This is a genomic window from Pseudomonas sp. Pme6b, from assembly GCF_058129925.1.
The window spans coordinates 359,528-383,189 of sequence record NZ_CM176704.1 but is presented as its reverse complement, the minus strand read 5'-3'; the positions used below and the strand labels follow the sequence as shown (position 1 = coordinate 383,189).

General features: G+C 57.6%; 16 protein-coding genes and 2 pseudogenes. 6 read left to right on the top strand and 12 right to left on the bottom strand.

The annotated features are described in order from the left end of the window. The 6 genes from AC4ANE_RS01780 to AC4ANE_RS01755 all read right to left on the bottom strand — a co-directional run bounded on the left by AC4ANE_RS01780 (window position 1) and on the right by AC4ANE_RS01755 (window position 7,883). Window positions 1-3,102: an efflux RND transporter permease subunit gene (locus tag AC4ANE_RS01780; protein WP_031597316.1), complete on the bottom strand. Its 3,102-nt coding sequence runs from the start codon at window positions 3,100-3,102 to the stop codon at window positions 1-3. Next, window positions 3,099-4,187, bottom strand: a complete 1,089-nt coding sequence (locus AC4ANE_RS01775) for an efflux RND transporter periplasmic adaptor subunit (protein ID WP_002551594.1) — start codon at window positions 4,185-4,187, stop codon at window positions 3,099-3,101. The genes AC4ANE_RS01780 and AC4ANE_RS01775 overlap by 4 nt, the downstream gene beginning before the upstream one ends. Further along, window positions 4,184-5,302, bottom strand: coding sequence for an efflux RND transporter periplasmic adaptor subunit (locus tag AC4ANE_RS01770; RefSeq protein ID WP_010205252.1), 1,119 nt, complete (start codon window positions 5,300-5,302; stop codon window positions 4,184-4,186). The genes AC4ANE_RS01775 and AC4ANE_RS01770 overlap by 4 nt, the downstream gene beginning before the upstream one ends. 210 nt (window positions 5,303-5,512) lie before the next feature. Further along, on the bottom strand, window positions 5,513-6,547 hold the full coding sequence (locus AC4ANE_RS01765) for an RHS repeat-associated core domain-containing protein (RefSeq protein WP_044423934.1): 1,035 nt from the start codon (window positions 6,545-6,547) through the stop codon (window positions 5,513-5,515). 70 nt (window positions 6,548-6,617) lie between these two features. Continuing rightward, window positions 6,618-7,568, bottom strand: coding sequence for an RHS repeat-associated core domain-containing protein (locus AC4ANE_RS01760; protein ID WP_002551591.1), 951 nt, complete (start codon window positions 7,566-7,568; stop codon window positions 6,618-6,620). Window positions 7,569-7,679: 111 nt separating this feature from the next. Further along, entirely contained in the window at window positions 7,680-7,883 is a 204-nt protein-coding gene (locus AC4ANE_RS01755; RefSeq protein WP_002551590.1) for a DUF6124 family protein, read from the bottom strand. A 436-nt stretch (window positions 7,884-8,319) separates the two neighbouring features. On the opposite strand from AC4ANE_RS01755, the gene AC4ANE_RS01750 reads away from it, so the two are divergent. Next, window positions 8,320-9,695, top strand: a protein-coding gene (locus AC4ANE_RS01750) for an IS3 family transposase (RefSeq protein WP_095178871.1) whose coding sequence is annotated in 2 segments (ribosomal slippage) — window positions 8,320-8,791 and window positions 8,791-9,695 — 1,377 coding nt in all. Because the reading frame shifts where the segments join, the coding sequence is not laid out codon by codon here. Window positions 9,696-9,832: 137 nt separating this feature from the next. Here AC4ANE_RS01750 and AC4ANE_RS01745 read toward each other — a convergent pair. The 4 genes from AC4ANE_RS01745 to AC4ANE_RS01730 form a co-directional block, all read right to left on the bottom strand. Continuing rightward, window positions 9,833-10,852, bottom strand: a complete 1,020-nt coding sequence (locus AC4ANE_RS01745) for an ABC transporter substrate-binding protein (RefSeq protein WP_002551589.1) — start codon at window positions 10,850-10,852, stop codon at window positions 9,833-9,835. A 38-nt stretch (window positions 10,853-10,890) separates the two neighbouring features. Continuing rightward, on the bottom strand, window positions 10,891-11,757 hold the full coding sequence (locus AC4ANE_RS01740) for an ABC transporter permease (protein ID WP_002551588.1): 867 nt from the start codon (window positions 11,755-11,757) through the stop codon (window positions 10,891-10,893). 91 nt (window positions 11,758-11,848) lie between these two features. Then, a complete protein-coding gene (locus AC4ANE_RS01735; RefSeq protein ID WP_002551587.1) occupies window positions 11,849-12,730 on the bottom strand; it encodes an ABC transporter ATP-binding protein in 882 nt (293 codons plus the stop codon). Window positions 12,731-12,746: 16 nt separating this feature from the next. Next, entirely contained in the window at window positions 12,747-13,643 is an 897-nt protein-coding gene (locus AC4ANE_RS01730) for a TauD/TfdA dioxygenase family protein (protein ID WP_005730943.1), read from the bottom strand. A gap of 219 nt (window positions 13,644-13,862) precedes the next feature. On the opposite strand from AC4ANE_RS01730, the gene AC4ANE_RS01725 reads away from it, so the two are divergent. The 4 genes from AC4ANE_RS01725 to AC4ANE_RS01710 all read left to right on the top strand — a co-directional run bounded on the left by AC4ANE_RS01725 (window position 13,863) and on the right by AC4ANE_RS01710 (window position 19,786). Beyond that, window positions 13,863-16,961, top strand: coding sequence for an autotransporter domain-containing protein (locus AC4ANE_RS01725; RefSeq protein ID WP_002551585.1), 3,099 nt, complete (start codon window positions 13,863-13,865; stop codon window positions 16,959-16,961). A 160-nt stretch (window positions 16,962-17,121) separates the two neighbouring features. Then, window positions 17,122-18,486, top strand: coding sequence for a DUF6861 domain-containing protein (locus AC4ANE_RS01720; protein ID WP_002551584.1), 1,365 nt, complete (start codon window positions 17,122-17,124; stop codon window positions 18,484-18,486). A gap of 10 nt (window positions 18,487-18,496) precedes the next feature. Further along, window positions 18,497-19,114 carry a GAD-like domain-containing protein gene (locus AC4ANE_RS01715; RefSeq protein ID WP_057425626.1) on the top strand — a complete coding sequence of 206 codons (618 nt, stop codon included), beginning with the start codon at window positions 18,497-18,499 and terminating at the stop codon, window positions 19,112-19,114. A gap of 54 nt (window positions 19,115-19,168) precedes the next feature. Beyond that, complete coding sequence (locus tag AC4ANE_RS01710) at window positions 19,169-19,786, top strand: GAD-like domain-containing protein (protein ID WP_031597653.1); 618 nt, start codon at window positions 19,169-19,171, stop codon at window positions 19,784-19,786. A gap of 120 nt (window positions 19,787-19,906) precedes the next feature. On the opposite strand, the pseudogene AC4ANE_RS01705 reads toward AC4ANE_RS01710, so the two are convergent. Next, a pseudogene (locus AC4ANE_RS01705) lies at window positions 19,907-21,132 on the bottom strand (MFS transporter). Window positions 21,133-21,248: 116 nt separating this feature from the next. Between AC4ANE_RS01705 and AC4ANE_RS01700 the strand changes: the two are divergent. Further along, window positions 21,249-22,507: pseudogene (locus AC4ANE_RS01700) on the top strand (lipase family protein). Window positions 22,508-22,810: 303 nt separating this feature from the next. Here the strand turns inward: AC4ANE_RS01700 and AC4ANE_RS01695 are convergent. Beyond that, the gene (locus AC4ANE_RS01695) at window positions 22,811-23,593 is read right to left on the bottom strand and encodes a MetQ/NlpA family ABC transporter substrate-binding protein (protein ID WP_002551581.1); all 783 of its coding nucleotides are present in this window, start codon (window positions 23,591-23,593) and stop codon (window positions 22,811-22,813) included. Between the last annotated feature and the right edge of the window lie 69 nt (window positions 23,594-23,662).

The following is a 23,662-nucleotide window of genomic DNA, read 5'->3' as shown; positions in this document are numbered from 1 at the left end:
TCAATGCGCTGGCTGCGCGTGCTCATCGTCACCCTTGTCAGTCGCTTCGCGACGCTGTTCGTCGGTTGGTTCCTTGATGCGGTACCAGGCCACGTACAACGCAGGCAGGAATAGCAGGGTCAGCAACGTGGCGATGATGATGCCACCGATCATGGCGTAGGCCATCGGGCCCCAGAACACTTCCCGCGCAATGGGGATCATGCCCAGGCTCGCCGCGGCCGCGGTCAGCAAAATCGGACGACGGCGATGCTCGGTGGCTTCGACCACAGCGTCCCAAGGCAGATACCCACTGCGCTCATAGGCATCGATCTGGGTCACCAGAATCACCGAGTTGCGGATGATGATGCCGATCAGCGCCAGCACCCCGAGAATCGCCACGAACCCCAGTGGCGTCCCCGTCGGGATCAGCGCCAGCACCACACCGATTAGCCCCAGAGGCGCGACACTGGCCACCAGAAACATCTTCTGAATGCTGTGCAACTGAATCATCAGGAACGTCGCCATGAGGAACAGCATCAGCGGCGCAACGCTGGCAATCGGCCCCTGCGCCTTGCTGCTTTCTTCGACCGTGCCGCCCGTTGCAACCTTGTAGCCGACCGGCAGACCAGCGGCGAACTTGTCGATTTCAGGTTGCAGCTGTTTGACCAGATCGGTTGGCTGAATCGCATCCCGTACCGCGCCCTTGACGGTGATGGTCGGCATGCGATCGCGGCGCCAGACCAACGGCTGCTCCAGCTCGTAACCAACGGTGGCGAACGCCAGCAGCGGAATGGATGTTCCAGTCTGGGTCACGATTTGCAGGTTCTGCAGGGTTTCCGGCGTGCCGCGTTCTGCGTCTTCAGCACGTCCGATCACATTGATCAGATAGATATCATCACGCACCTGGGTCACGGTTGAACCGCTGACCACGCTGTTCATCAGCTTGGCGACGTCTTCCGACGACAGGCCCAACTGCCGGGCCTTGTCCTGATTGATATCGATGCGCAGCACCTTGCCCGGCTCATTCCAGTCGTAGATCACTTCGCCCACATGTGAGTTGTGATCGAGCAGTTTGGCCAGCTCGATGGCGTGCTGGCGCACCTTGTCGATGTTCTCGCCGCTGACGCGATACTGCAACGGACGACCCACCGGAGGGCCCATCTCCAGCGCCTGCACATACGAACCGATGCCGACGAAGTCATCACGCAAGCGTTTTTGCAGACGGGCAGTCAACGCGCTCCGCTCCTCCAGGCCTTTGCTGACAATCACCAGCTGGGCGTAGAACGGGTTTTCCAGTTGCTGATCGAGTGGCAGGTAAAAACGCAACGCGCCCTGGCCGATGTAGGTGCTCCAGCGCTCGATGTCCGGATCGTCCTTGAGGCTCGCTTCAAAACGATCCACCACCTTGCGCGTTTCGTTGATCGAGGCGTTCTGCGGCAGGTTCAGGTCGACCAGAATTTCCGGGCGGTCCGAAGACGGGAAGAACTGGTTCTGCACGAACTGCATGGAGAACAGCGACGCGGCGAACAACCCTACCGTGATGGCAATCGCCAGCCAGCGATGGCGCATGGCCCAGAGCATGCTGCCGTTGAATGCCCGGCCGATGCGGCCCGGCTCTTCGGATTTCGGTTTGATGTTGGCGCTCAGAATGTGCACGCCGATCACCGGTGCGAACAGAACGGCGACCAGCCACGACACCAGCATCGCCACGGCTATCACGGCAAACAGCGTGAATGTGTATTCCCCCGCAGAGCTGTTGTTCAGGCCGATCGGCACAAAGCCGGCCACGGTCACCAGCGTACCGGTGAGCATCGGGAACGCTGTCGAGGTATAGGCGTAAGTCGCGGCCTGCTCCTTGGATTCACCCATTTCCAAACGTGTGACCATCATTTCCACGGTAATCATAGCGTCGTCCACCAGCAGGCCGAGGGCGATGATCAGCGCGCCGAGGGAAATCCGTTGCATGGTGATGCCGCTGTATTCCATGAACACGAACACCATCGCCAACACCAGCGGAATCGAACACGCGACCACCAACCCTGCGCGAAACCCGAGGCTGACGAAGCTGACCAACAGCACGATAATCACTGCCTCGAACAACGCGCTGGTGAAGCCGCCCACAGCCTTGTTGACCACCTCGGCCTGATCCGACACCTTGTGCACGCCAATGCCGACTGGCAGCTCCGCTGTTGTAGCGTCCATACGTTCGTGCAGCGCCTTGCCGAACGACTGGATATTGCCGCCCTTCTGCATCGCAATGGCCAGGCCGATCGCCGGTTTGCCATCGAAGCGGAACAGCGGCTTTGGCGGATCGGTGTAGCCACGGGTTATGTCAGCAATGTCGCTCAGACGATAAAAACGGTCATTGATGCGCAGATTGACTGCAGCCAGATCCTTCTCGGAAGCGAACTGGCCGGAGGTACGCACCGAGATCCGCTCCGGCCCGGCTTCTATCACCCCGGCAGGCGTCACCGCGTTCTGCGATTGCAGGCTTTGCACCACCTGGCTCTGGTCGATGCCCAATGCTGCGAGCTTGCGTGTCGAGAAGTTCAGGTACACCACCTCGTCCTGCTGACCGATCATCTCGACCTTGCCCAGCCCGGGCACGTCGCGGATGTCGGCGCGGACCTTCTCGACGTAGTCACGCAACTGACGCATCGAGAAACCGTCTGCGGTAAACGCATAGATCGAGCCGTACACATCGCCAAACTCGTCGTTGAACGACGGGCCTTGCAGCCCCTGCGGGAACTGGCCACGGATGTCATCGACTTTCTTGCGCACCTGATACCAGATTTCCGGTATCGCCTTGGCACTGGTGGTGTCACGCAGGTACACGAAGACCGTGGACTCGCCCGGTCGTGTGTAGCTCTTCACGTAGTCCAGCGAGTCCAGTTCTTCGAGCTTCTTCTCGATGCGGTCGGTGACCTGCTTGAGGGTCTCATCCACCGTCGCGCCCGGCCAGCGGGTCTGGATAATCATGGTCTTGATGGTGAAGGACGGGTCTTCCTCGCGCCCAAGCTTCATGTAGGAAAACACGCCCATCAGCAGCGCGACAAACATCAGGTACCAGACGAACGACTGATGCTTGATGGCCCACTCGGATAAATTGAAATTCCCTTTCATCGCGGGCTTTCCTCATCGACTTTGACTTTCTGGCCCGGCTTGAGGCTGTTGACGCCCGCGCTTACCACTTTTTCACCTGCCTTGACGCCGTCGGCCAGCACGAAACTGTTGCTGTCACGGCTGATAATGTTCACAGCCCTCGGGTTGACCGTCTGGTTTTGCGGGTCGACGATCCATATCTGGCTTTTGCCATCGGCCTGCTGCAAGGCATTGATCGGCAAACGCATGCGCGGCGTGATGGTCGAGCTGAGCGTCACGCTGATGGCCGTGCCCAGCCGGAAGGCCGCTGGCGTTTGCGCCAGCGTCAGACGTGCACGGCGGGTACGTGTGGTACGGTCGGCCTGAGGTTCGATTTCACGAATGGTGGCGGTGGTGTTCACTTCCGGGTTCAGCTGACTGGCGACCGTGAATACCACGTCGGACGGCAGCTGGTCGGCCAGTGTGTCAGGGAGGTCGATCACCGCTTCCTTGATGTCCGGCCGCGCCAGGGTCACGACTTCCTGCCCGGCCGTAACAACCTGACCGGCTTCAACTTTCCATTCGGTGACCACAGCATCGTGATCACTGCGCAGCTCGCTGTAGCTCAATTGATCGCGGGCCTGTTGTGCAGCGGCTTTAGCCTGCTCCTGCGACGAGCGGGCGGTCTTCAGATCAGTCAGGGCGATGTCCAGTTGCGCCTGGGCACCCACACCGCGATCAAACAGTTCCTGCTGGCGGCGAGCATTGGCCTGAGCGTTGATCAACTGCGCCTGCACATTGGCCAGGTCGCCCTGCCGGGCACGCACTGTATTCTGCTGATCGGTCGGATCAAGGGTGGCGAGCAAATCGCCTTTCTTCACTTCAGCGCCTACGTCGACGTTGCGCCGGGCAATACGTCCCGCCACACGAAAACCCAACACGCTCTGATAACGCGCCTGAATATTGCCGGCAAAACGCCCGAAATCCTGATTTGACTCAGGCCTGGCTTCGACGAATACGACAGGACGCACCGGCTCCGGAGGGGCCTCGTCCTTGCCGCAGCCACTCAACAGAAAGCCACTGGACAGAAGGCCGCCCAACAACAGGCATGACGACAGACGCTTCATGGCTGCACCTGCGCGCTCTGCTGTTTGGGCTGTTCGGCAATCTCGACCTGCATGTCCGGGTGTAACAACTGTCCGCCTGCCACCACGACTTTCTCCCCACTTTTAAGCCCGTCGCCGATGATGACTTTGGCGGTCAGGTAACGGGTGACTGTGACCCTGCGCAAATTGACTTTGCCCTGCTCGTCCACCACCCACACGGCAGGCTTGCCCAACTGCTCGCCAAGGTCCTTGGTCAGCGCCGCCCAAGGCAGCTCGACACTGGCATTGGCCGGTGCGCTCAGCGCCACGCTGACTACCGAGCCCAGGTCCATGCCTTCAGGCAGCGGATCGAGCGCGATCTTGACCTGTAAAGTGCCGGTTTGCGCCGAGACTGCCGGGGTCACTTCGCGTACTTTGCCGCTGACCTTGATGTCCGGGTTGTCGAGCAGCGTGACCTGCACAGGCTGATTGGTCGGCGGCTGAACGAACAGGGACTCGTAGACATTGAACACCGCATCCCGATCACCGTCGCGTGCCAGATCGAAAATCGGCATCGTGGCCTGCACCACCTGCCCGACTTCAGCCTGACGCGCGGTGATCACACCCGGCGCATCCGCGACCAGTGCGGTATACCCCAATTGTTCACGGGCATTGGCCAGTTGCGCTTGCGCAGCCTTCAACGAGCTTTCGCTGCCGCGCAAGGCGGCCTGGGCCGAGTCATATTCACTACGGCTGGTATAGCCTTTGGGCAACAGCTTTTGTTGCCGGACAAAAGCGGCGCGGGCCTGATTCACGCGGGCCTGCTCGGCGGCCACAGAGGCTGCGGCCGAATCGACATTGATCTGCAAATCCTTCGGATCAAGCCGGGCCAGCACCTGCCGGGCAGTGACCCGGTCGCCGACATCGACATTACGCTGAATGATCTTGCCATTGACCCGGAATGAAAGCCGGGTCTGCACCCGCGCCTGAACATCACCGGTCAGGGCGACACTGGCGGCGAAGTCGGCACTTTTTACCGTTTGCACATAAACCCTGGGCAGTTCGGGCGCCGCCGGTTTTTCCTCGCCACACCCCGTTAACATCGCCAAGGCAGCAGCGAGACCGAATGTAACCAGTCTAGAAGGAAGAACGGGCATGCAGACTCCTTGTGCGGCTGCCGGATGTGGGCGCGATAGGGCGAGAGAATAGCGTGACTATGCGACTGTGCGCGAGAGGGAGGGTTCATTAACTGGGCAGAGGTTGCGCGGGAGAGGCCCGCAGCAGCTTTCTTTTGAATGTGGTCAGTTCAAACTCCTGCAGAGACACTGTCTTGAATGTCTCTGCCGAACTTGAACATAGTGTATATATCAAACCACCGATTCATGCCCCCCACGGATTGAATGCGAGGGCTGTTCAGATATAGTTGGCATCCTATCTACTTCATACAAATACTTTTGAAAAACAGGCCTTCTTATATTTCGGTATTTAGGATAGCCCGTTCTGCGAATAGTAGCCGACCGTGCCGGCGCGACGCTTGATGGTAATAGCCGTGGTCGTGGTAATGCAAAGGATGCGGCCGGTAAATCAGCACTGGATTGCGGAGGGCGTTGATTTGGAAATATTAGCGAATTTCTGCCTGCCGGACGCTGGTTCTGTCTAGCAAGCCCGAAACTCTCCAGCCTGGAGGTTGAACGCCCCACTCCAGCAGCCTTCTTTACAATTGAACTCAGAGCAAAACCAACGCCCGCAACAGCTAACACACTGCCCACGCCCATAAGCACCCCACTGAGCGTTGGATTCGATTCTTTTACGTGCGTAGACACATAAATTGACCCACCTCCAGTGAGCAATAGCCCAGCCGCCAAAAACCCACTTAAAAAAGACGAAAAATGCCCGGCCGGGTCTATGTATTTGATCGGATTGTTTAGCCCATACGCATACGCATTCAACCCACCGTCACCAAACGGGCTAAAACTGTCCGGGCTGTTAAAGCGCATCAGCACCGGGTTGTAGGCGCGATAGCCATTGCCGAGCAGGTAATGGCCGGTTACCAGGTCAGGCTGCTCGCCGTTGAAACCGGGTAGTTCTGCAATAGCCTGCTCGGCTTGACGATGCCCGAACGGCGTATACGCGATATCAACCTGCCTCCCGTCTTCGCTCGCGTGCAGAACGCTGTTGTGCAGGTCACTGGCGACCATCGTCGTCACGACCTCTTCGCCCTCGCGACTCTGCTGCGCCAGTAACTGGCCGCCTGCGCGGATACAGGTTCGTTGCCTGTCGCCCTGCAACTCTGTCATCAGTTGCTCGCCGTTATAGAACCGACTGGAGAGGACCTGAGCCAGCGGGTTCAATGTGGAGACACGGTCCAGCGGGTCGTAGGTGTACGTGCAGAGGAGAGCCATGATCGATCCTTGATGATGGAGTAAGCGTTCAGGTGAATCAGGCTGGAGAAATCATGTACAGATAAACGTATCAGTACATCATGCGACTCAATTCGTCTGCCGGATCACCCCAAGGGCGTGTTTCTCGAATGGCGCTAGCGGTATCAGCGAACTCACTTTTTAAACTTGAACGCCTATCATTGAGCAGTTTTATATCTGCCCCTGCATCCTCCCAACGCTTGATGCGCGGGTTGAATGTCCGAACGGCCAGCACTGGAATCACCATGCCTATTGCAGTCGCGAGCAAAACATCCTTGGCAGGGCCGTCAGGGTCGACCGCGTTGATTACACGGCTTACGGTAAACACGGTGCTCGCTGCGATCTGGCCGAGTGCCGAGGAAGCTGTCAGTTTCGTCGATAGCGGAGCATTGCCCTTGGCGACAGCCTTTATCGCAGGAACAGCCGCTTTTACACCCAGGTAAGCACCGAACAAACCGAGCCCTACCCACACAAATGAAAGTATCTGACTCTCATCTATCTTATGCCCGGTCGGATCAGACCGATTAACCGGATCACCCGCGCAGTACGCATAGGCATTCATACCGCCCTTGCCAAACGGGCTCAGGCTGTCCGGGCTGTTGAAGCGCATCAGAACGGGGTTGTAGGCGCGATAACCATTGCCCAACAGATAATGACCGGTCAATGGGTCGGGTCGCTCATCGTTGAAGCCTGGCAGCTGGCTCAACGCTTGCCGATGCCCGTAGGGGGTGTAGGCGATAGGGTCAGACAAGCCGGCCGATACGGTGTGGAGCACGCTGTGCTGTTGGTCCGAGCCGATCAACAGCGTAGCGAGCGCTGACTGCGTGGCCAGCAACTGACGGTCGCGATGCAGGAACCGAACCTGTTCTGCCCCCTGAATCTCGCTGACCAGGGTGTCGGACTGATAGAACGAGCGGGCAATGGTCCCTGCCACAGGCGTGCGAGCCGCAAGCCGGTCAAGCGCGTCGTAGCGGTAACGGCACAGGGTAGTTTGCTGGCGCATGGTGAGTAACCGGAGTGGTCTTGATCGGCGAGGCAGGCCTCTTCAGGCACACAATGCATTGCGGGGACCGCAGCGGCTACTCGTAGAACTGCTAGGTTGCGTCAGGGGCTGTCAGTGGCTCTGAACACATTCCAGCTCGGCCTTGGCCATGTTGATCAGATGCACCACCGAGAACGCCAGATCACGTTTCAGGCCCTCGAGGTTGTCACCGGTTTCAGAAGCGGTGGCAGAGGCACAGCGCAGTATTTCGCTGACCTGTATCAGGGAATCTTCGAGAGAGTTGGGGAGCGGTGGAGACGGGGTCGAGTTGATCATCGCTTATTCCTTTAGCTGACAAGACCACCAGATGCCTGCTGCTAAACAAACAAGGGTGGCGACTTTGACGCGGGTTAGCAGACCGGTGTGGAACAAGCGCAAGCAACCGGCGCACCCGAAGGTGCCCCACGCAAAGCCGCCATAAACGGCACTTGCGCCACTTGTAATCCACAAACAGGCTGCTAAACCCGGTCGCTGACTCGCAGCGACCGACGCAGCCTAGTGTGCGGATTTGGCAGGCGCAAGGGCCCGGGATTTTCTAGGAAAGGTCATACGCAGGAAAGAGAAAAGACTGAAGGAAAGGTCCTGCAGGACAGGTTTTTCGTGAGCGGAAGTAACCTGATTTGTTCAGAAGAGGACGCAGAGCGTCCAGAATGGCATTCCCACGCTGGAGTGGTATGACCCCCGAAGGTTGGACGCAACCTTTGGAGGCGTCATGGGTAAATATACAGTGCAGGCAAAACTCGCAGCCGTGAAAGAATATTGTGCCGGCAAGGCAGGGTTGAGGGATGTTGCGCATCGCCACGATGTGGACTTTTCCTGTCTTCGTCAGTGGGTCGCGGCTTATCAGATCCACGGCCCAGCGGCTCTTAAAGAGAAAAAGCGGCAGCGTTACAGTGACGAGTTCAAGCTAGCTGTTTTGAAGCGCATGCATGATGAGCGATTATCACTGCGCCAGACAGCGGCCTTGTTCGATATCCGTCAGTTCGGCATCATCAATCTATGGCAGCGCCTTTTTGACGAAGGTGCGCTTAACGCCTCCTCAAAGCCCCCTGAGAAAGCTGGACGCCCAAGAAAGATGACGACGACCCTTCCCCCTGTGAATTCCGCTCCAGTCGACGATGAATCGCGTTCGCGTGACGAGTTGCTTGCCGAGGTGAAGCAACTGCGGATGGAGGTCGATTATCTAAAAAAGCTCGATGCCTTGGTTCAGAAGAAGCAACGAATAGCGCAGCAGAAAAAGCGCAAATCGTAATAGAACTGAGGCCTTTGCATTCTCTGGACGGCCTGCTGAAGTTTGCCGGTCTGGCACGCAGCACTTTTTACTATCAACAAAAGGTACTGCTGGCAGACGACAAATACGCAGGGCTGAAGGACCTGATTCAGGCAACGTTCTACGAGCATAAGGGCCGGTATGGCTATCGTCGCATCACGGCAGTCTTGCGCAGGGCGGGCCATCTTGTGAACCACAAGACGGTGCAGAAACTAATGGGGCAGCTAGGCCTGAAGAGCCTGATACGCGTGAAGAAATACCGTTTCTACAAAGGCGAAACAGGTAAGGCCGCGCCTAACCTGCTAAAGCGTGATTTCAAAGCGCAATACCTTAACCAGAAATGGGCCACCGACGTGACCGAATTCAAAGTAGGAGGCCAGAAACTCTATCTGTCGCCGATCATGGATTTGTACAACGGCGAAATCATTTCCTATGCGATTGCCAGGCGCCCGCTGTACTCCATGGTCGACGAAATGCTTGACGGAGCATTCACGCGGCTTGGACCGGATGAAAAGCCGATTTTGCATTCTGACCAGGGCTGGCAATATCGGATGCCTATTTACCAGCGACTGCTCCATGAGAATTCGATCACAGCCAGCATGTCGCGCAAGGGTAACTGCTATGACAACGCGGCTATAGAGAGCTTTTTTAGCACGCTGAAATCCGAATTTTTCTACCTGAACAAATTTAACGATCTGGATGAGCTTCAAGCGGGTATCGAAGAGTACATTGAGTATTACAATCACTCACGCATAAAACTGAAGCTTAACGGCCTGAGTCCTGTGGAATTCAGGATGCAGGCCGCCAAGGCAGCGTAAGTGGATAATTGTCCAACCTTCGGGGGGCATACCAGAGCGTGAGGAACGATAGGCGCCCGGGAGATCTTCTATCGTTCCTCACGCTCCGCGTGGGAATGCCCTTCATGACGCTCCGCGTCATCTTCAAAACGCGTCGATCAACTGCCCTCTGTGCCGGGCGCCTCTTCGAAGAAGTAGTCCTTCCAGCTCGCCGCCTTGTTTTTAAGTACGCCCAGTTCATGCAGTTTTTCGGCGTAGATGAAGGTGCGCTGCGGGGTGACGGTGAAGTCGATTTCCGGGTCAGCGACGATTTTCTCTACCAGCGGCAACGGCAGTTTCGATTGCTCGACACGGATGTAGGTCTGCGCGGCAGCGGGCTTGTCGGCCTTGATGATCTTCTCGGCTTCGGCCAGCGCGTCGTAGAACGCCTTGTAGGTTTTGGGGTTTTCGTCGTGGAATTTCTCGGTGGTATAGAGCACGTTGAACGTCGCCTGACCGCCCAGCACGTCATAGGAACTGAGCACTTTGTGGACGTTGGGGTTTTCCAGCGCCTGATACTGGAACGGCGGGCTGGAGAAGTGCGAGTTGATTTCCGAACCGCCCGCCAGCAGCGCTGCGGTGGCATCCGGGTGCGCCAGGCTCACCGAGATGTTGTCGAATTTCTTGTAGTTGTCGTTACCGAATACCTTGGCGGTCTCGATCTGCAAAGTACGCGACTGAAAGCCCACACCGGCAGCCGGTACAGCGATGCGGTCCTTGTCGGTGAAGTCCTTGATGGTTTTCACGTTGGGATTGTTGGTCAGCAGGTAGTTGGGCATGGAACCCAACGAAGCAATGGCTTTGACGTTCTGTTTGCCCTTGGTGCGATCCCAGACGGTCAGCATCGGTGGCACACCTGCCGACACCACGTCCAGCGCACCGGCCAGCAGCGCTTCGTTCATCGCCGTGGCACCGGAGATGCTGTTCCAGTCGACCTTGATGTCCAGCCCCTGTTCCTTGCCATGTTTCTCGATCAGTTTCTGATCGCGCACCACGTCGAGGATCAGGTAGCCGATACCGAATTGCTGAGCAATGCTGATCTTGCCTTCCGCCTGCACGCCGCTGCTGAGCAGGGCACCGAACAGGCCAAGTGTCGCCGCCAATACAGTCAGCGCCGGACGATGAAATGTTGTTGTCATGTGGTTCTCACCCTGATTTTTTTAAAAAAGACGGTGCTTCAACGCTGCATGCCCCAGCGCTTGACGGTCAGGCGCTCGATATTGGCGAACAGCAGGTTCTCGACCAGCAGGCCGATGAGAATGACTGCCGCCAGACCTGCAAAAACCTTGTCGGTATACAGCTCGTTACGATTCTGGAAGATGTACCAGCCCAACCCGCCCTTGCCGGACGACGCACCAAACACCAGCTCGGCGGCGATCAGCGTGCGCCAGGCGAAAGCCCAGCCGATTTTCAAGCCGGCAAGGATCGACGGCAGCGCAGCGGGAATCAGGATGTGCCAGACAAAGCGCAAGCCTTTGAGGCCATAGTTGCGCCCGGCCATACGCTGGGTTTCCGAAACGCCGAGAAAACCTGCGTAGGTATTGAGCGCCAGCGCCCACAGTACCGAATGCACCAGCACGAAGATCAGGCTGTTCTGGCCCAGCCCGAACCACAGCAGCGCCAGCGGCAACAGGGCAATGGCCGGCAGCGGATTGAACATCGCAGTCAGCGTGCCGAGCAGGTCGCGGCCCAGTTGGGTGGACACTGCCAGGGTGGTCAGGGCGAACGCCAGCACGATGCCGATCAGGTAGCCCTGAATCAGTACGGTCAGGGAAATCCACACCTTGCCTGGAAGCTCGCCGGAGATCAGCCCGTCATAAAAGGCGGCCGCCGTTTGCAGAAAGCTCGGCAACAGCAGGTCGTTGTTCTGCAAACGTGCAGCCAGTTCCCAGATCACCGCCAGAGCGATCATGATGACGCATTTGCGCACCCAGCTCAGTTGCCAGATACGCTGCGCCAGCGGCAGATCGCGGGCCAGGTCTTCCTGAGTGAAAGGCTCCAGCGTGATTTCATATTCTTCGCGAGCGGGAGGTGCGAGGCTCATGGTTCGGGTTTCCCGGTAATCGTGTAGATAGGACGCGGAGCGTCCTGAAAGGCATTACCACGCGGAGCGTGGGAACGATCAAGGCAGTCGCCTAGTAAGCAATCCGGATGTCCTGAAAATTCAGATCCTGCTCCACTGGCCCGGCCTCGCCCTCATCGAACAACAAACGATGAATACGCTGCGCGGTCTGCTGAAAGCCAACGCCGCCCAGGCTTTTCAGGTCGTATTGATGGCTGTTGATTTCCGCCCGTACGCGGCCGGGATGCGGTGACAGCAGCAGGATGCGGTTGCCCACCACCAGCGCCTCTTCAATGGAATGGGTAACGAACAGCAGCGTGAAACGCACCTCGTCCCACAGCTCCAGCAGTTCTTCCTGCATCTTGCGCCGGGTCAGTGCATCGAGCGCGGCGAACGGCTCGTCCATCAAGAGGATTTTCGGCTGCATGGCCAGGGCTCGGGCAATTGCCACGCGTGCTTTCATGCCACCGGACAAGGTATGCGGATAGGCATCGGCAAACGCGCTGAGGCCGACTTTTTCCAAGTAATAACGAGCGCGCTCCAGCGCCTCGGGACGCTTCAGGGTGCGTGACGCCAGCAGCGGAAACATGACGTTCTCGATCACGGTTTTCCACGGCGGTAACTGGTCGAATTCCTGAAACACCACGATGCGGTCCGGGCCAGGTTCGGTGACCTGATGACCTGCCAGACGAATCTCGCCCTCGCTGGGCCGGATGAACCCGGCTACGGCTTTGAGCAATGTGGACTTGCCGCAACCGGATGGGCCGAGCAGCACAAAACGATCGGCCGGGTCGACCTCGAAACTGACCTGATGCGTCGCCCGCACCACGCGCTCTGGCGTGCGGTATTCAAGGCTTACACCGCGAACTTGCAACAAGGCTTCAGTGATGTGCTGAACAGTCGGTTGCGGTTGGGCGCTCGTGCTGGCCGTGTGGCCTTGCGCGACAGCATTCATGAACGGCTCTCCTGAATCAAAATGGCGCGGTGCCTTGAATGGTCGTGCGATGCAGTTTGCGTCGCAGATGGGCCGGGCAGCCGGCAGCCAGGTGAATCAGGGAACGGTTGTCCCAGAACACCATGTCGTTGGCTTGCCATTGGTGCCGGTAAATATGCTCGGGCTTCACGCTGTGGGCGTAGATCTCGTTGAGAATCTGGCGGCTCTCGTCTTCCGGCAGGTCAAGAATCCGGGTGGTGAAACCCTCGCTGACAAACAACGCCTTGCGGCCTGTTTCAGGATGCGTGCGAACAATCGGGTGGCTGACTTCGACCACTTGGGCCAGTTGCTCGGCGGTCAGGGTCGGACGCCAGTTGGCGGCGTTATGGCCCTCGGCGTAGCGCGCAGTGTAACTGTGAACCGCCGAGCGCCCTTCGACGGCATCACGCAGGTGTTGCGGCAAGGTGTCCCACGCCTGATGCATGTCGGCGAACAGCGTGTCGCCACCTTCGCTCGGCAACTCTTGTGCGTAAAGCATCGAACCCAGGCTTGGCAGCTCTTTGTAAGACAGGTCCGAATGCCAGTATTTACCGGCATCGCCCAGCCCCACAGGCTTCTCGTTCTCGACAATGTTGGAGACGATCAGGATTTCCGGATGGTTAGCCAGCAGAAACTGCTTGAGCACATGGATCTGCAACACACCAAAACGACGGCTGAAATCGACCTGCTGCTGCGGCGTGATCTGCTGATCGCGGAACACCACGACGTGGTGATCCAGATGCGCCTGATGCACTCGCGCGAAATCCGCGTCATTCAACGGCCTGGACAGATCCAGCCCGACGATTTCCGCGCCCACCTTTCCGGTGAATGGACGCACGTCGAACGATTGCGAAGCAGATTGAGCGGACGATGAAGCGAGGGAGGCTGCTGGCATGAGAACTCCGACTCCAGAACAGTGTGACTGAAAGGCGGAACTGTATAGATATAAGAAAGAGAATTTAAATACCGTTGAGGAATATCGATAGTTCTGAATGCTTCCTGAGGATTTTTTGAGCGCACTCGCTAACATAAATGTGTCACGGCAGATACATCCAAGTGTAAGAACGCCTTGCTAGGGTCGGCGCCTTATCAAGATTGAGTACAGGCGCTCGCCATGCGATGTAATAAACCGGTTGCCCACGTAATGATGTCGTCGTTGATACTTTCACTGCTTGCGGTATCGGTACAGGCAGCGAGCCGTGCAAATGACGACCGGATCAACGGGGTCGATCTGCTTTCCGGGTTCAACACGTTGTGGACGACCGGTGCAACCTGGGATACCGGCACACCGACTGCGCTGGGGCAGAGCCTGCTCCGACGCAACCTGCAAATTGTCGTCGACCGTGCCAACTCGCGCACGCTTGCCCAGGAAACCGCCGCTTACTTCGATGACCGTCGCGATCAGAGCTACAGCGCCATCAGCGGTCTGGGCTCATTGAGTGATGCCTATAAAGCAGGCGCGGGGGCCTTCACTACCATCACGCAATTTGACGACAGCAACAAAACCGTCAAGTACGACGACAAGGGCAATGGCGCAGGCAGTTCGTCTTCAGCGCTGGGCAAAGTGGTCGATCTGGTCGGCGCCGTGCGCAAAGACGCCTCCACGACCCCGGCCAAGTCCCACTATCTGTATCCACGGCCATGGCGGCAGAGCCTGGACGGACAAAACCTGGCATTCGTCGTCGCGCCGTCTTTGCGCCCGGCCGAAAGCACCACGCCGGCCAGTGACTCGGGGTTCCCCAGCGGCCATACCAACGCCGCCTACCTGTCTGCCTACGCCTTGGCCTACGCAATCCCAGAGCGGTTCAGCGAGTTGATGCTGCGTGCTTCGGAGATTGGCGACAACCGCATCGAAGCAGGCATGCACTCGCCCCTCGACGTGATCGGCGGGCGTATCACGGCGACCTATTTCGCCATCGACAACCTGTCCAATTCAGCCAACACGCAATTGCGCGCCGATGCTCGCGCACAGGCGCTGGCCTACTTCACCGCTCAGTGCGGCGGCGACGTCAACAATTGCATGACGGCCATCGACCCGGCCACCGATCGCACTTCCCAGCATGCGCAGGACAAGGCGCTGTATACCGCGCGCATGACCTACGGCTTCGACCCGGTCGGCCCGACCAATCTCGCGCCGGTCGTGCCGACCAACGCTGAAGTGCTGCTGGAAACACGTTTCCCGTACCTGGACGCAAGCCAGCGCCGCGAGATTCTGGCGACCACTGAGCTGTCGTCGGGCTACGCAGTGATCGATCAGTCAGGTGGCTACGGTCGCTTGAACCTGTATGCCGCAGGCGATGGTTACGGCGCGTTCAATTCCAACGTCACCGTCAACATGAACGCCAGCCTCGGCGGCTATAACGCCATCGACGCCTGGCGCAACGACATCAGCGGCAGCGGTGCGCTGATCAAGAACGGCACGGGCAACCTGATCCTGACCGGCAACAACACCTACTCGGGCGGCACGCTGATCAACGGCGGCACCCTGACCGGTCATGCCCAGGCCTTCGGCAGCGGCACGATCACCGACAACGCAACGCTGGTGGTCGATCAGTCCACCAACGACACCCTCGCCAACACCCTGACCGGCAACGGCGCGTTGATCAAACGCGGCGTCGGTTCACTGAACCTGACCGGCAACAGCAGCCTGTCCGGCGCGACGACCGTGCAGGCCGGTCGCCTGGCAGTGAATGGCAACCTCGGCAACTCCATCGTCAGCGTGCAGCAAGGCGCGACGCTGGGTGGCAACGGCACCGTCGGCGGCATCAACGTCGCTCAGGGCGGCGTAGTCGCACCGGGTAATTCGGTCGGGCAGCTGAACGTCAATGGTGACGTCAACCTGGCTCAGGGTTCGGTTTATCAAGTGGAATCGGACGCCAATGGCAATGCCGACCGCATCGTCGCCAGCGGCCGTGCGACCCTCAATAACAGCACGCTGTCATTGGTTGAAGGCGGCAACTGGGTAGCGGCAAGCCGTTACTCGATTATCTCTGCAGCCGGTGGCGTCAGCGGTGCATTTGCCGCCGTGCAAACCAACTTCGCGTTCCTTACCCCGACGCTGAACTACACCGCGACAGACGTCGGTCTGACGCTGGATCGCAATGCACAAACCTTCGCCAGCCTGGCGACCACGCGCAATGCCAGCGCCGTCGCTCAGGGGCTCGACAGCGCGGGCGCAGGCAATGCGCTGTGGCGTCAGGTGGTGCAGGACGACGCAGCAACCGCACAGGCGACCTTCAAGGCGTTGTCCAACGAGCTGCACGCATCGACTCAATCTGCGCTGATCGAAGACAGCCGTCTGGTGCGCAACGCCATGAACGATCGCATGCAGCAGGCGCAGTCCGCGCAGTCATTCGGCAGCACTACGCAAACCCTGGCCGGCGATGCCTCGCGTGGCGTGGTGTGGACTCAAGCCATCGGCGCGACCGGCCAGACCGACAGCAGCCGCGACGCTTCAGGCCTCGAAACCCGCACCAGCGGCCTGCTGTTCGGCGCCGACGTACCCCTCGACGACACCTGGCGCATAGGCGCACTGGCAGGCTTCAGCAACAGCAGCTTCGACCTGCGCCACGCGTCCGGCTCCACCGACAGCGACAACTACCACCTGGGCGTTTATGGCGGCGCGAAATGGGGCCAACTGGGCCTGCGTCTCGGCGCAGTGCGCACCTGGCATGAGCTGACCGCCAAGCGTACGCTGGACCTGCCGGGCTCGTCCGAGCACTTCAAGGAAGACTACAAAGCAGCGACCAATCAGGTCTTCGGCGAACTGGGCTACTCCATCGAAATGGGCAATGCGCTGCTCGAACCCTTCGCCAACCTCGCCCATGTGCGCCTAGACACCGACGCCTTCGACGAGAACAGCAACGCCATCAGCCTGGAAAACAAATCCCAGAACAACCACATCACCTTCAGCACCCTGGGCCTGCGCGCTGCCACTCGCTTGAACGCCGACAGCGTGACGATCAAACCCAACGCCACACTGGGCTGGCGTCGCGCCTACGGCGACGTCACCCCGGAAAGCCGCTCAGCCTTCAGCGGCGGCAGCACCTTCGAACTCTCCGGTGCACCGATTGCCCGCAGCGCCGCAGTGCTCGGCGCAGGTGTCGACCTGGGGTTGAGCGATACCTTGAGCGTAGGCCTGAGCTACGACGGTCAAGTGAGCAACGATGCTTCGGATCAGTCGCTGAATGCTCGGGTGACGTTGGCGTTTTAAAGGCAGGTAATGGTGCTGCTCTCTGTAGGTTCAGAGGGCAGCATGCGGGACTTCGCGCTCCAACGTGTAGGACCAATCAGAAAACCTCTGGCCACTTTGACTTCATTATCGGCCTTCTCTATGGTGCATCTACCAGACGGGGCAGTCAGGGAGACACCGAATGCCGCTATGGAGCATTGTGCCGTCGTGGCTCGATATAGAACGACGCTTTAGCCAAAGCATGGGCTACCAGCCTGGAGCCAGCTTCCAGCGCAGCCTCAACAATGAGCCGGTTTCAACACTACAGCTCAACCTCAGACGCGTCGGCAATATCAGAAGCGCGTTCAACCGCGGCGAATTGGAAGCGGCCCGTCGGCTTGGGCGGCGTTTCGCAGATATCGACATCTCCAGCATCATCAACGACCTGATAGACGTGGTTAGCCAAATGGCTATGATCGTCGCGGGCAGTACGCTCGCCGGTGGCGCAATAGGTGCGGGAGTCGGCAGCTTTTTCTTTGGTGCAGGCGCCGTGCCTATGGGCATGGCGGGTGCCGCAATCGGCCTGGAACTTAGCACCTGGATCCTTGGCATTCTCGGCTTGGCATCCATTGCCGAATTCTTCGTCGACGGCCTTCCTCGTATTGTCGACAACTACACGCGTGGCATCGCCATCGCCTGGCAAGGCACCCGTGGCGAGCCTGGCCTCAACCCCTTCGGCGGCGACGATCCGCAGGTTGTAAGCCGTGCAGCGCACCACATCGCCCAAGGCCATGAAGAAGTTGTGATACTGCTACTGGGCGCCATCGTCGCCTACCTGACGCGCGGCCGAGGTAACGCAAGCGTGCTTGCCAATGAAATGCAAGCCAGTAAAAAAGGTGCGAAGCTGGGCCAATGGATGCTCCAGCACGAAGACGCCCTGACAAGACACCCCGACCTGCAAAACGCCAGCCCTCGTAAAAGTGCACTGGACAAACAGGAACCGCCGCCTCCGCCGCCCAATCGACGTGCGGACGAGCCCGAACCGAAAAGAGCGTCGGGCATGGCGGAGCATGAGGTGCCATGTTTTAGATTAAGTGAAAAGCACCGCAACCTTGCTAAAGAGTTTGATGACCAGCTAGAAGCTCAGCAAAATGGGTTGAATGACTTGACGGTGAATGATTATCTGAAAGGGCGGAAAGCTTTTACGGATGGGGACGTTGTGCGAGACCCTCAGTTGGCTGCAAAGGCGCGCGAGGAATTTCGCAATGAACTAGAGGAAAAAATGCAAGACGAACTAATCTCGGGCGGAGCTATGCCCGAGTGGGCAGAAGCAACAGCCAAAAAAATGGCCTCAGAAAAAATGGCAACTCTGGCCGCACTGCATAATCCTGATTTATTTGCTGGAGGGAAAGACATAATTGGTGGTTTTGGTGATCGGAGGATCAACTCTAGCTTGGGTGCACAATGGCCAAGCCGTATTACAGGCTTGGATAGTGCCGCACAGGAGGTGCCAGAGGCGTTGCGTAGGTCTACCAATATGAATGCCAAACTTAAAAAATGTGAATAGAGGGAAAATTATGGACGAGCACTATGCTTTTTTTCTCAAAAAGTTCGGCCCGGCGATGGAACGCCGTGAAGTACCCGCATCAAGCATTGCCAAGTATAAACACAGACTCCCTGATCAGCTACTTGATTACTGGGCTGATCACGGCTGGAGCGGGTATGCGGAGGGACTTTTCTGGACGGTAAACCCTCAAGATTATGAAGAAATACTTGACCAATGGCTTTCAGACACCAAATTCTGCAGCCAAGACAATTACCACGTTATAGCTCGAAGTGCGTTTGGAAAACTTTACGTATGGGGTGAGAAAAACGGATTTAGCTTAACTATAACCAGCTCTATGGCACGTTATGTAGAACGGGAATCTAAGTTTAAAGGCGACGCACTCGATTTGGGAATAAGAGCATTTTTCTCTACAAAAAGCCCGAAGACCAATGGTTTTGAAGAACTATTCCTCCCCGCTCTTGAAACTCTCGGCCTACTTAAAGCGGATGAAATGTACGGCTTCGTTCCTGCTCTTGCCCTGGGAGGACCGATGGAACTGAAAAACTTGAAAAAAGTGAAAACTATCGAGCACTTAACATTCCTGTCTCAGCTCTCGCCACTTCAGGACTGGGGGTTTCCAGATGTCTAAATCCGGAAACCAGAGATTAGCCTTCTTCATGACGCTGTCAGTTCGGACTGCATGATGGACGAAGACTTTGCTTTCTTCCTAGAAAAATTTGGCTCTGCGATTGAGCGAGATGAAGTTCTGAAGTCAAGCACCATGAGATATAAAAACAAACTGCCTGACCAACTACTGACGTATTGGATAGATCATGGCTGGTGCGGATATGCAGATGGGATTTTCTGGACCGTGAACCCTCAAGATTATGAAGAAATACTTGAACACTGGCTTACTGACACAGATATCCATGGATTGGATAATTACCATGTTATCGCACGCAGCGCTTTCGGAAAGCTTTACGTATGGGGTGAAAGGAAAGGTAGCTGCTTGACTATTAACAGCTATGTAGCCAGATACACTCCTCGTACCTCTAAATTTACAGGCGAAAAACTCGATTTCGGAATAAAAGTTTTTTTCTCGTCACAAAAACCTAATGAAATCGACTTAGATGATCTATTCAAACCGGCTCTCGAAAAACTCGGGCCACTCAAAAGTGACGAAATGTACGGCTTCGTCCCAGCCCTGGCACTCGGCGGTCCGATGGAACTTAAAAATCTACAAAAATTAAAAACCATCGAGCATCTAACTTTTCTGTCTCAGCTCTCCCCACTTCAGGATTGGGGGTTTCCCGATCTTTGAATACAGCAATGAAATCAATTCTTCACCGCGCTCTTAGCATTGCATCGTGGACAAGCACAATGCCTTTCCTCAAAAGCCCTGACCCTATCCAGATTCAGCGAAACGGACTCAGCTCCATTTTCATTTCCCGGCCTCTCGATCAGCCTCAACAATCGAGGTCGGGAATGGGCTGCGTGCCTTTGCAAACCACCACAGGGCACCCGCTCCGATAACGCTCGTCAGCACGGTCAGCATCAGGATGACCTGGCGAATGCCCAAAGGCGCTGCGAGCAGGGCCACCAGCAAACCTGCCAGAGGCTGCGACAGGTTGTTGAGCAACGTGATCACGCCCACCGTCTTGCCGAAGTCCTGGGGCGGTATCACACGCTGCCGGAGGGTGCGCATGTAGACGTTGAACATCTTGTCGAAGCCGACGATCAACAGAAAACCCAGCGCATAGCCCATCAGGTTCGGGCTCAGGGCGCTGATAAATGCCCCGATCGCGATCATTGAATACCCGACACCGCCCAGCACCCGCAAAGGCAGCACCACACGGGCCAGGAAGAACAGGATCACGATAGTAGTCAATGCCCCCGCCGCCTGCAGCCCTGCGTAGTTATCCTTGCCTGCGCTGTACTCGCCGATGACCATGGCTGCCGAGGTAGCCAGCGTGACGCCGACGATCAGGTTGACGCCCACCGCCAGCGTGATGATCTTTTTCAATTCAGCTAGGCCACGGATATGCCCGAACGCAATCCGTAAGGGCTGCAGCCAGATGTCTTGATGCTGCTCGAACACTTCCAGCTTAAAACGGCCAAGACGTTGCCACGCCAACATGCAGAGGTCTGCCAGCAGGAATAGTCCGGCGATCCAGAGCACTACCCAGTGCCAGGCCCACACTTCAAGTATCAGTGCCGCCACCAGCGGCCCGAGGACCAGCCCTGACTGGTCGGCGATCTGGGAATAGGACAACGTTTTGGTGTAGCTGTAGTGCTGAAAGATATGCGGCATGAGCACTTCGCGCGCCATGATGCCTTGCGTGGTCAGCACCCCGCACAATGCCGAGAGCACCACGAGCCACCCAATGCCACCAAAGAGTGCGTAGAGCACCATCGCCAGCACGCAGAGCAATGCCCGGTAGACCTGGCTGATGTGCAGAATTCTGATAGGCGAATACTTGTCGCACAGCGCGCCGCACAACGGAAACGCGAGAAACCTAGGAACGATTCGACGAAAAACGCCAGCCCGGCCCATGAAGCGCTGTTGGTGGTCTGGAACACCACCAGCGGCACTATGAACAACAGGATCTGATCCGCCAGCCTGGACAGGAAAAGCGAGATGAAAAAAGCGAGGTAATCCTTGCGCATGAAGAACTCCGTTCAGTACTGGCAGCGCGTGCGACAGTTATCATCGCTCAGGTCATAATCGGCTTGATACATCGATGCTGATGCGCCCTCTCCTGTCAGCTTGTAGAGAAATACCGATGAACTCATCGCCAAGGTATTTGGCCGTTCTGGCCACCCTGTTGATGGTCCTGCTCGCAGCTTGCAGCGCAGTGCCAGGCTCTTCCATGAAAACCGTCGCCGTTGCCCAGTCAGACCCGGGCGAAGGTGGTGTTCCCGCATTTTACACATGGCCGGATAAAGTGCCGTCGACACCGGGCCAACTGCTGCGCTCGGAACCGCTGACGGCCAAACAGAGCCTTGAGAATGCCGGACAGAATGTCCGCATCCTGTACACCTCGACAGACGGGCTCAACAACCAGCCAGTCGCAGTGTCAGGAGCCTTGTTCATGCCCAAGGGTGAGCCGCCAAAGGGCGGATGGCCGCTGATGGCGTGGGCGCATGGCACGGTTGGCAGCGCGGACATCTGTGCGCCTTCCTTTGCCGGGCGCAGTGATCGCGACACGCGCTATCTGAATGAATGGCTCGGGCGGGGCTACGCGATTGTGGCTACTGATTACCAGGGTTTGGGCACGCCGGGGCTGCACTCGTTCGGGCTGAGCAGTCCGCTGGCGTATGGTGTGCTCGACAGCATTCGTGCGGTTCAGAAGGCGGACTTCAATCTGTCTTCGCGGGTAGTTGTGTTCGGGCAGTCGCAAGGTGGCCGTGCCGCTTTCGCAACGGCCGTCTACCAGAAGACTTATGCGCCCGAATTGAACATTGTCGGTGTGGTTGCGACAGGGACGCCGTATCCGATGGCTCAATCGCGTGAGAAACATGCCGAACCGGACACCTTCCGCGATCAGGTCACGCCGTCGCTGGCCTATAACCTGTTGCGACTGAGCACTGCCGCACTGATCGACCCGTCGCTGCATCCTGCCGACTACCTGAGCGACCGCGCAAAGCCTGCGTTCGAAACCAGTCAGCGTGAATGCCTGCAAGCCATCGAGCGCAAGGTGGTCGCGGATGGACTGACATTCAACAACAGTTTCAAACGCTCACCCGATAAGGCGCTCGATCAGGTAAATCGCCATTCGGACTACCCGACGTTAAAGTCGGACATTCCGGTTTTTATCGGCACGGGGGCAAGGATGTCATTTCACCTGTTCGCAGCCAGATCGCGCTGGTGAAAGATGCGTGCAAGGTCGGCGACCGCATCGAGTGGCATTACTACCCGCAGCTGGATCACTCCGGCGCAGTGAATGGCTCTCTGCCGGACTCGACACGCTTTGTCGAGAAAGCGTTTTCAGGGGCCTTTATGGCGGGGAATTGTGGGGCGATGCGGAGCGACGCACGATAGACGAGATTATCGTTCGGTACGCTCCAGCGTCGGAGTGCCTTGGGTGACGCTCTGCGTCACAGATCCGTGCCGCGTCACATGCTCGAAAGAGGACGCAGAGCGTCCAGAACGGCATGCGACGCGGAGCGTCGCACGATAGTGATGTTATCGTTCCTCACGCTCCAGCGCAGGAATGCCTTGCGTGACGCTCTGCGTCACAGGTCTGCGCCGCGCCGCCTGTTCAAGACCGGACGCGGAGCTTCCAGAACGGCATGCGACGCGGAGCGTCGCACGATAGTTGGATTACGCACGACACTCAGTGGGTCAGAACGCAGGCAGTACCGCGCCGTCGTACTTCTTGTTGATGAAGTCTTTGACTTCCTGGCTGGTCAACGCTTTCGACAGCTTTTCGATGGCGTCGGTGTGGGCGTTGTCTTTGCGGGTGACGAGGAAGTTCACGTACGGCGAATCGGCACCTTCGATGATCAGCGCGTCTTTCTTAGGATTGAGCTTGGCTTCCAGCGCGTAATTGGTGTTGATCAGCGCAAGGTCAACCTGGCTCAACGCACGTGGTAGTACAGCCGATTCGAGTTCGCGGAATTTGAATTTCTTCGGGTTGCTCGCGATGTCTTTTGGCGTGGACAGGGCGTTGGTCGGATCCTTCAGGGTGATCAGGCCACCTTTTTGCAACAGCAGCAGTGCGCGGCCTGCGTTGCTGCCTTCATTTGGAATGGCGATGGTTGCGCCTTCAGGCAAATCAGCCAGCTTCTTGTACTTGCTGGAATAGCCGCCGAACGGTTCAACGTGTACGCCCACGCCAGTCACCAGATTGGTGCCTTTGCCCTTGTTGAAGCCATCCAGATAAGGCTTGGTTTGAAAATAGTTGGCATCCAGACGCTTTTCGCTCAATTGAACGTTTGGCTGCACGTAGTCAGTGAAGACCTTGATTTCCAGGTCCACGCCTTCTTTGGCCAGGGTCGGCTGGATCAGCTTCAGGATTTCCGCATGCGGCACGGGCGTTGCACCGACCACCAGTTTTTCGCCTGCGTGAGCCAGGCCAATCGAGAACGCAGCCGCCAGAGCGGTCATCAGAAACGTCTTTTTCATGCAATGTCCTTAGCGAAATCCGGGAGCGTCATCAGAAAATGACGCTTTATTACTCAATGGTTTGCCGTC

Excerpts from the sequence above, each read along its gene's own strand:
- AC4ANE_RS01780 (WP_031597316.1), bottom strand. The coding sequence starts at position 3,102 with ATGAAAGGGAATTTCAATTTATCCGAGTGGGCCATCAAGCATCAGTCG.
- AC4ANE_RS01775 (WP_002551594.1), bottom strand. The coding sequence starts at position 4,187 with ATGAAGCGTCTGTCGTCATGCCTGTTGTTGGGCGGCCTTCTGTCCAGT.
- AC4ANE_RS01770 (WP_010205252.1), bottom strand. The coding sequence starts at position 5,302 with ATGCCCGTTCTTCCTTCTAGACTGGTTACATTCGGTCTCGCTGCTGCC.
- AC4ANE_RS01765 (WP_044423934.1), bottom strand. The coding sequence starts at position 6,547 with ATGGCTCTCCTCTGCACGTACACCTACGACCCGCTGGACCGTGTCTCC.
- AC4ANE_RS01760 (WP_002551591.1), bottom strand. The coding sequence starts at position 7,568 with ATGCGCCAGCAAACTACCCTGTGCCGTTACCGCTACGACGCGCTTGAC.
- AC4ANE_RS01755 (WP_002551590.1), bottom strand. The coding sequence starts at position 7,883 with ATGATCAACTCGACCCCGTCTCCACCGCTCCCCAACTCTCTCGAAGAT.
- AC4ANE_RS01745 (WP_002551589.1), bottom strand. The coding sequence starts at position 10,852 with ATGACAACAACATTTCATCGTCCGGCGCTGACTGTATTGGCGGCGACA.
- AC4ANE_RS01740 (WP_002551588.1), bottom strand. The coding sequence starts at position 11,757 with ATGAGCCTCGCACCTCCCGCTCGCGAAGAATATGAAATCACGCTGGAG.
- AC4ANE_RS01735 (WP_002551587.1), bottom strand. The coding sequence starts at position 12,730 with ATGAATGCTGTCGCGCAAGGCCACACGGCCAGCACGAGCGCCCAACCG.
- AC4ANE_RS01730 (WP_005730943.1), bottom strand. The coding sequence starts at position 13,643 with ATGCCAGCAGCCTCCCTCGCTTCATCGTCCGCTCAATCTGCTTCGCAA.
- AC4ANE_RS01725 (WP_002551585.1), top strand. The coding sequence starts at position 13,863 with ATGCGATGTAATAAACCGGTTGCCCACGTAATGATGTCGTCGTTGATA.
- AC4ANE_RS01720 (WP_002551584.1), top strand. The coding sequence starts at position 17,122 with ATGCCGCTATGGAGCATTGTGCCGTCGTGGCTCGATATAGAACGACGC.
- AC4ANE_RS01715 (WP_057425626.1), top strand. The coding sequence starts at position 18,497 with ATGGACGAGCACTATGCTTTTTTTCTCAAAAAGTTCGGCCCGGCGATG.
- AC4ANE_RS01710 (WP_031597653.1), top strand. The coding sequence starts at position 19,169 with ATGGACGAAGACTTTGCTTTCTTCCTAGAAAAATTTGGCTCTGCGATT.
- AC4ANE_RS01695 (WP_002551581.1), bottom strand. The coding sequence starts at position 23,593 with ATGAAAAAGACGTTTCTGATGACCGCTCTGGCGGCTGCGTTCTCGATT.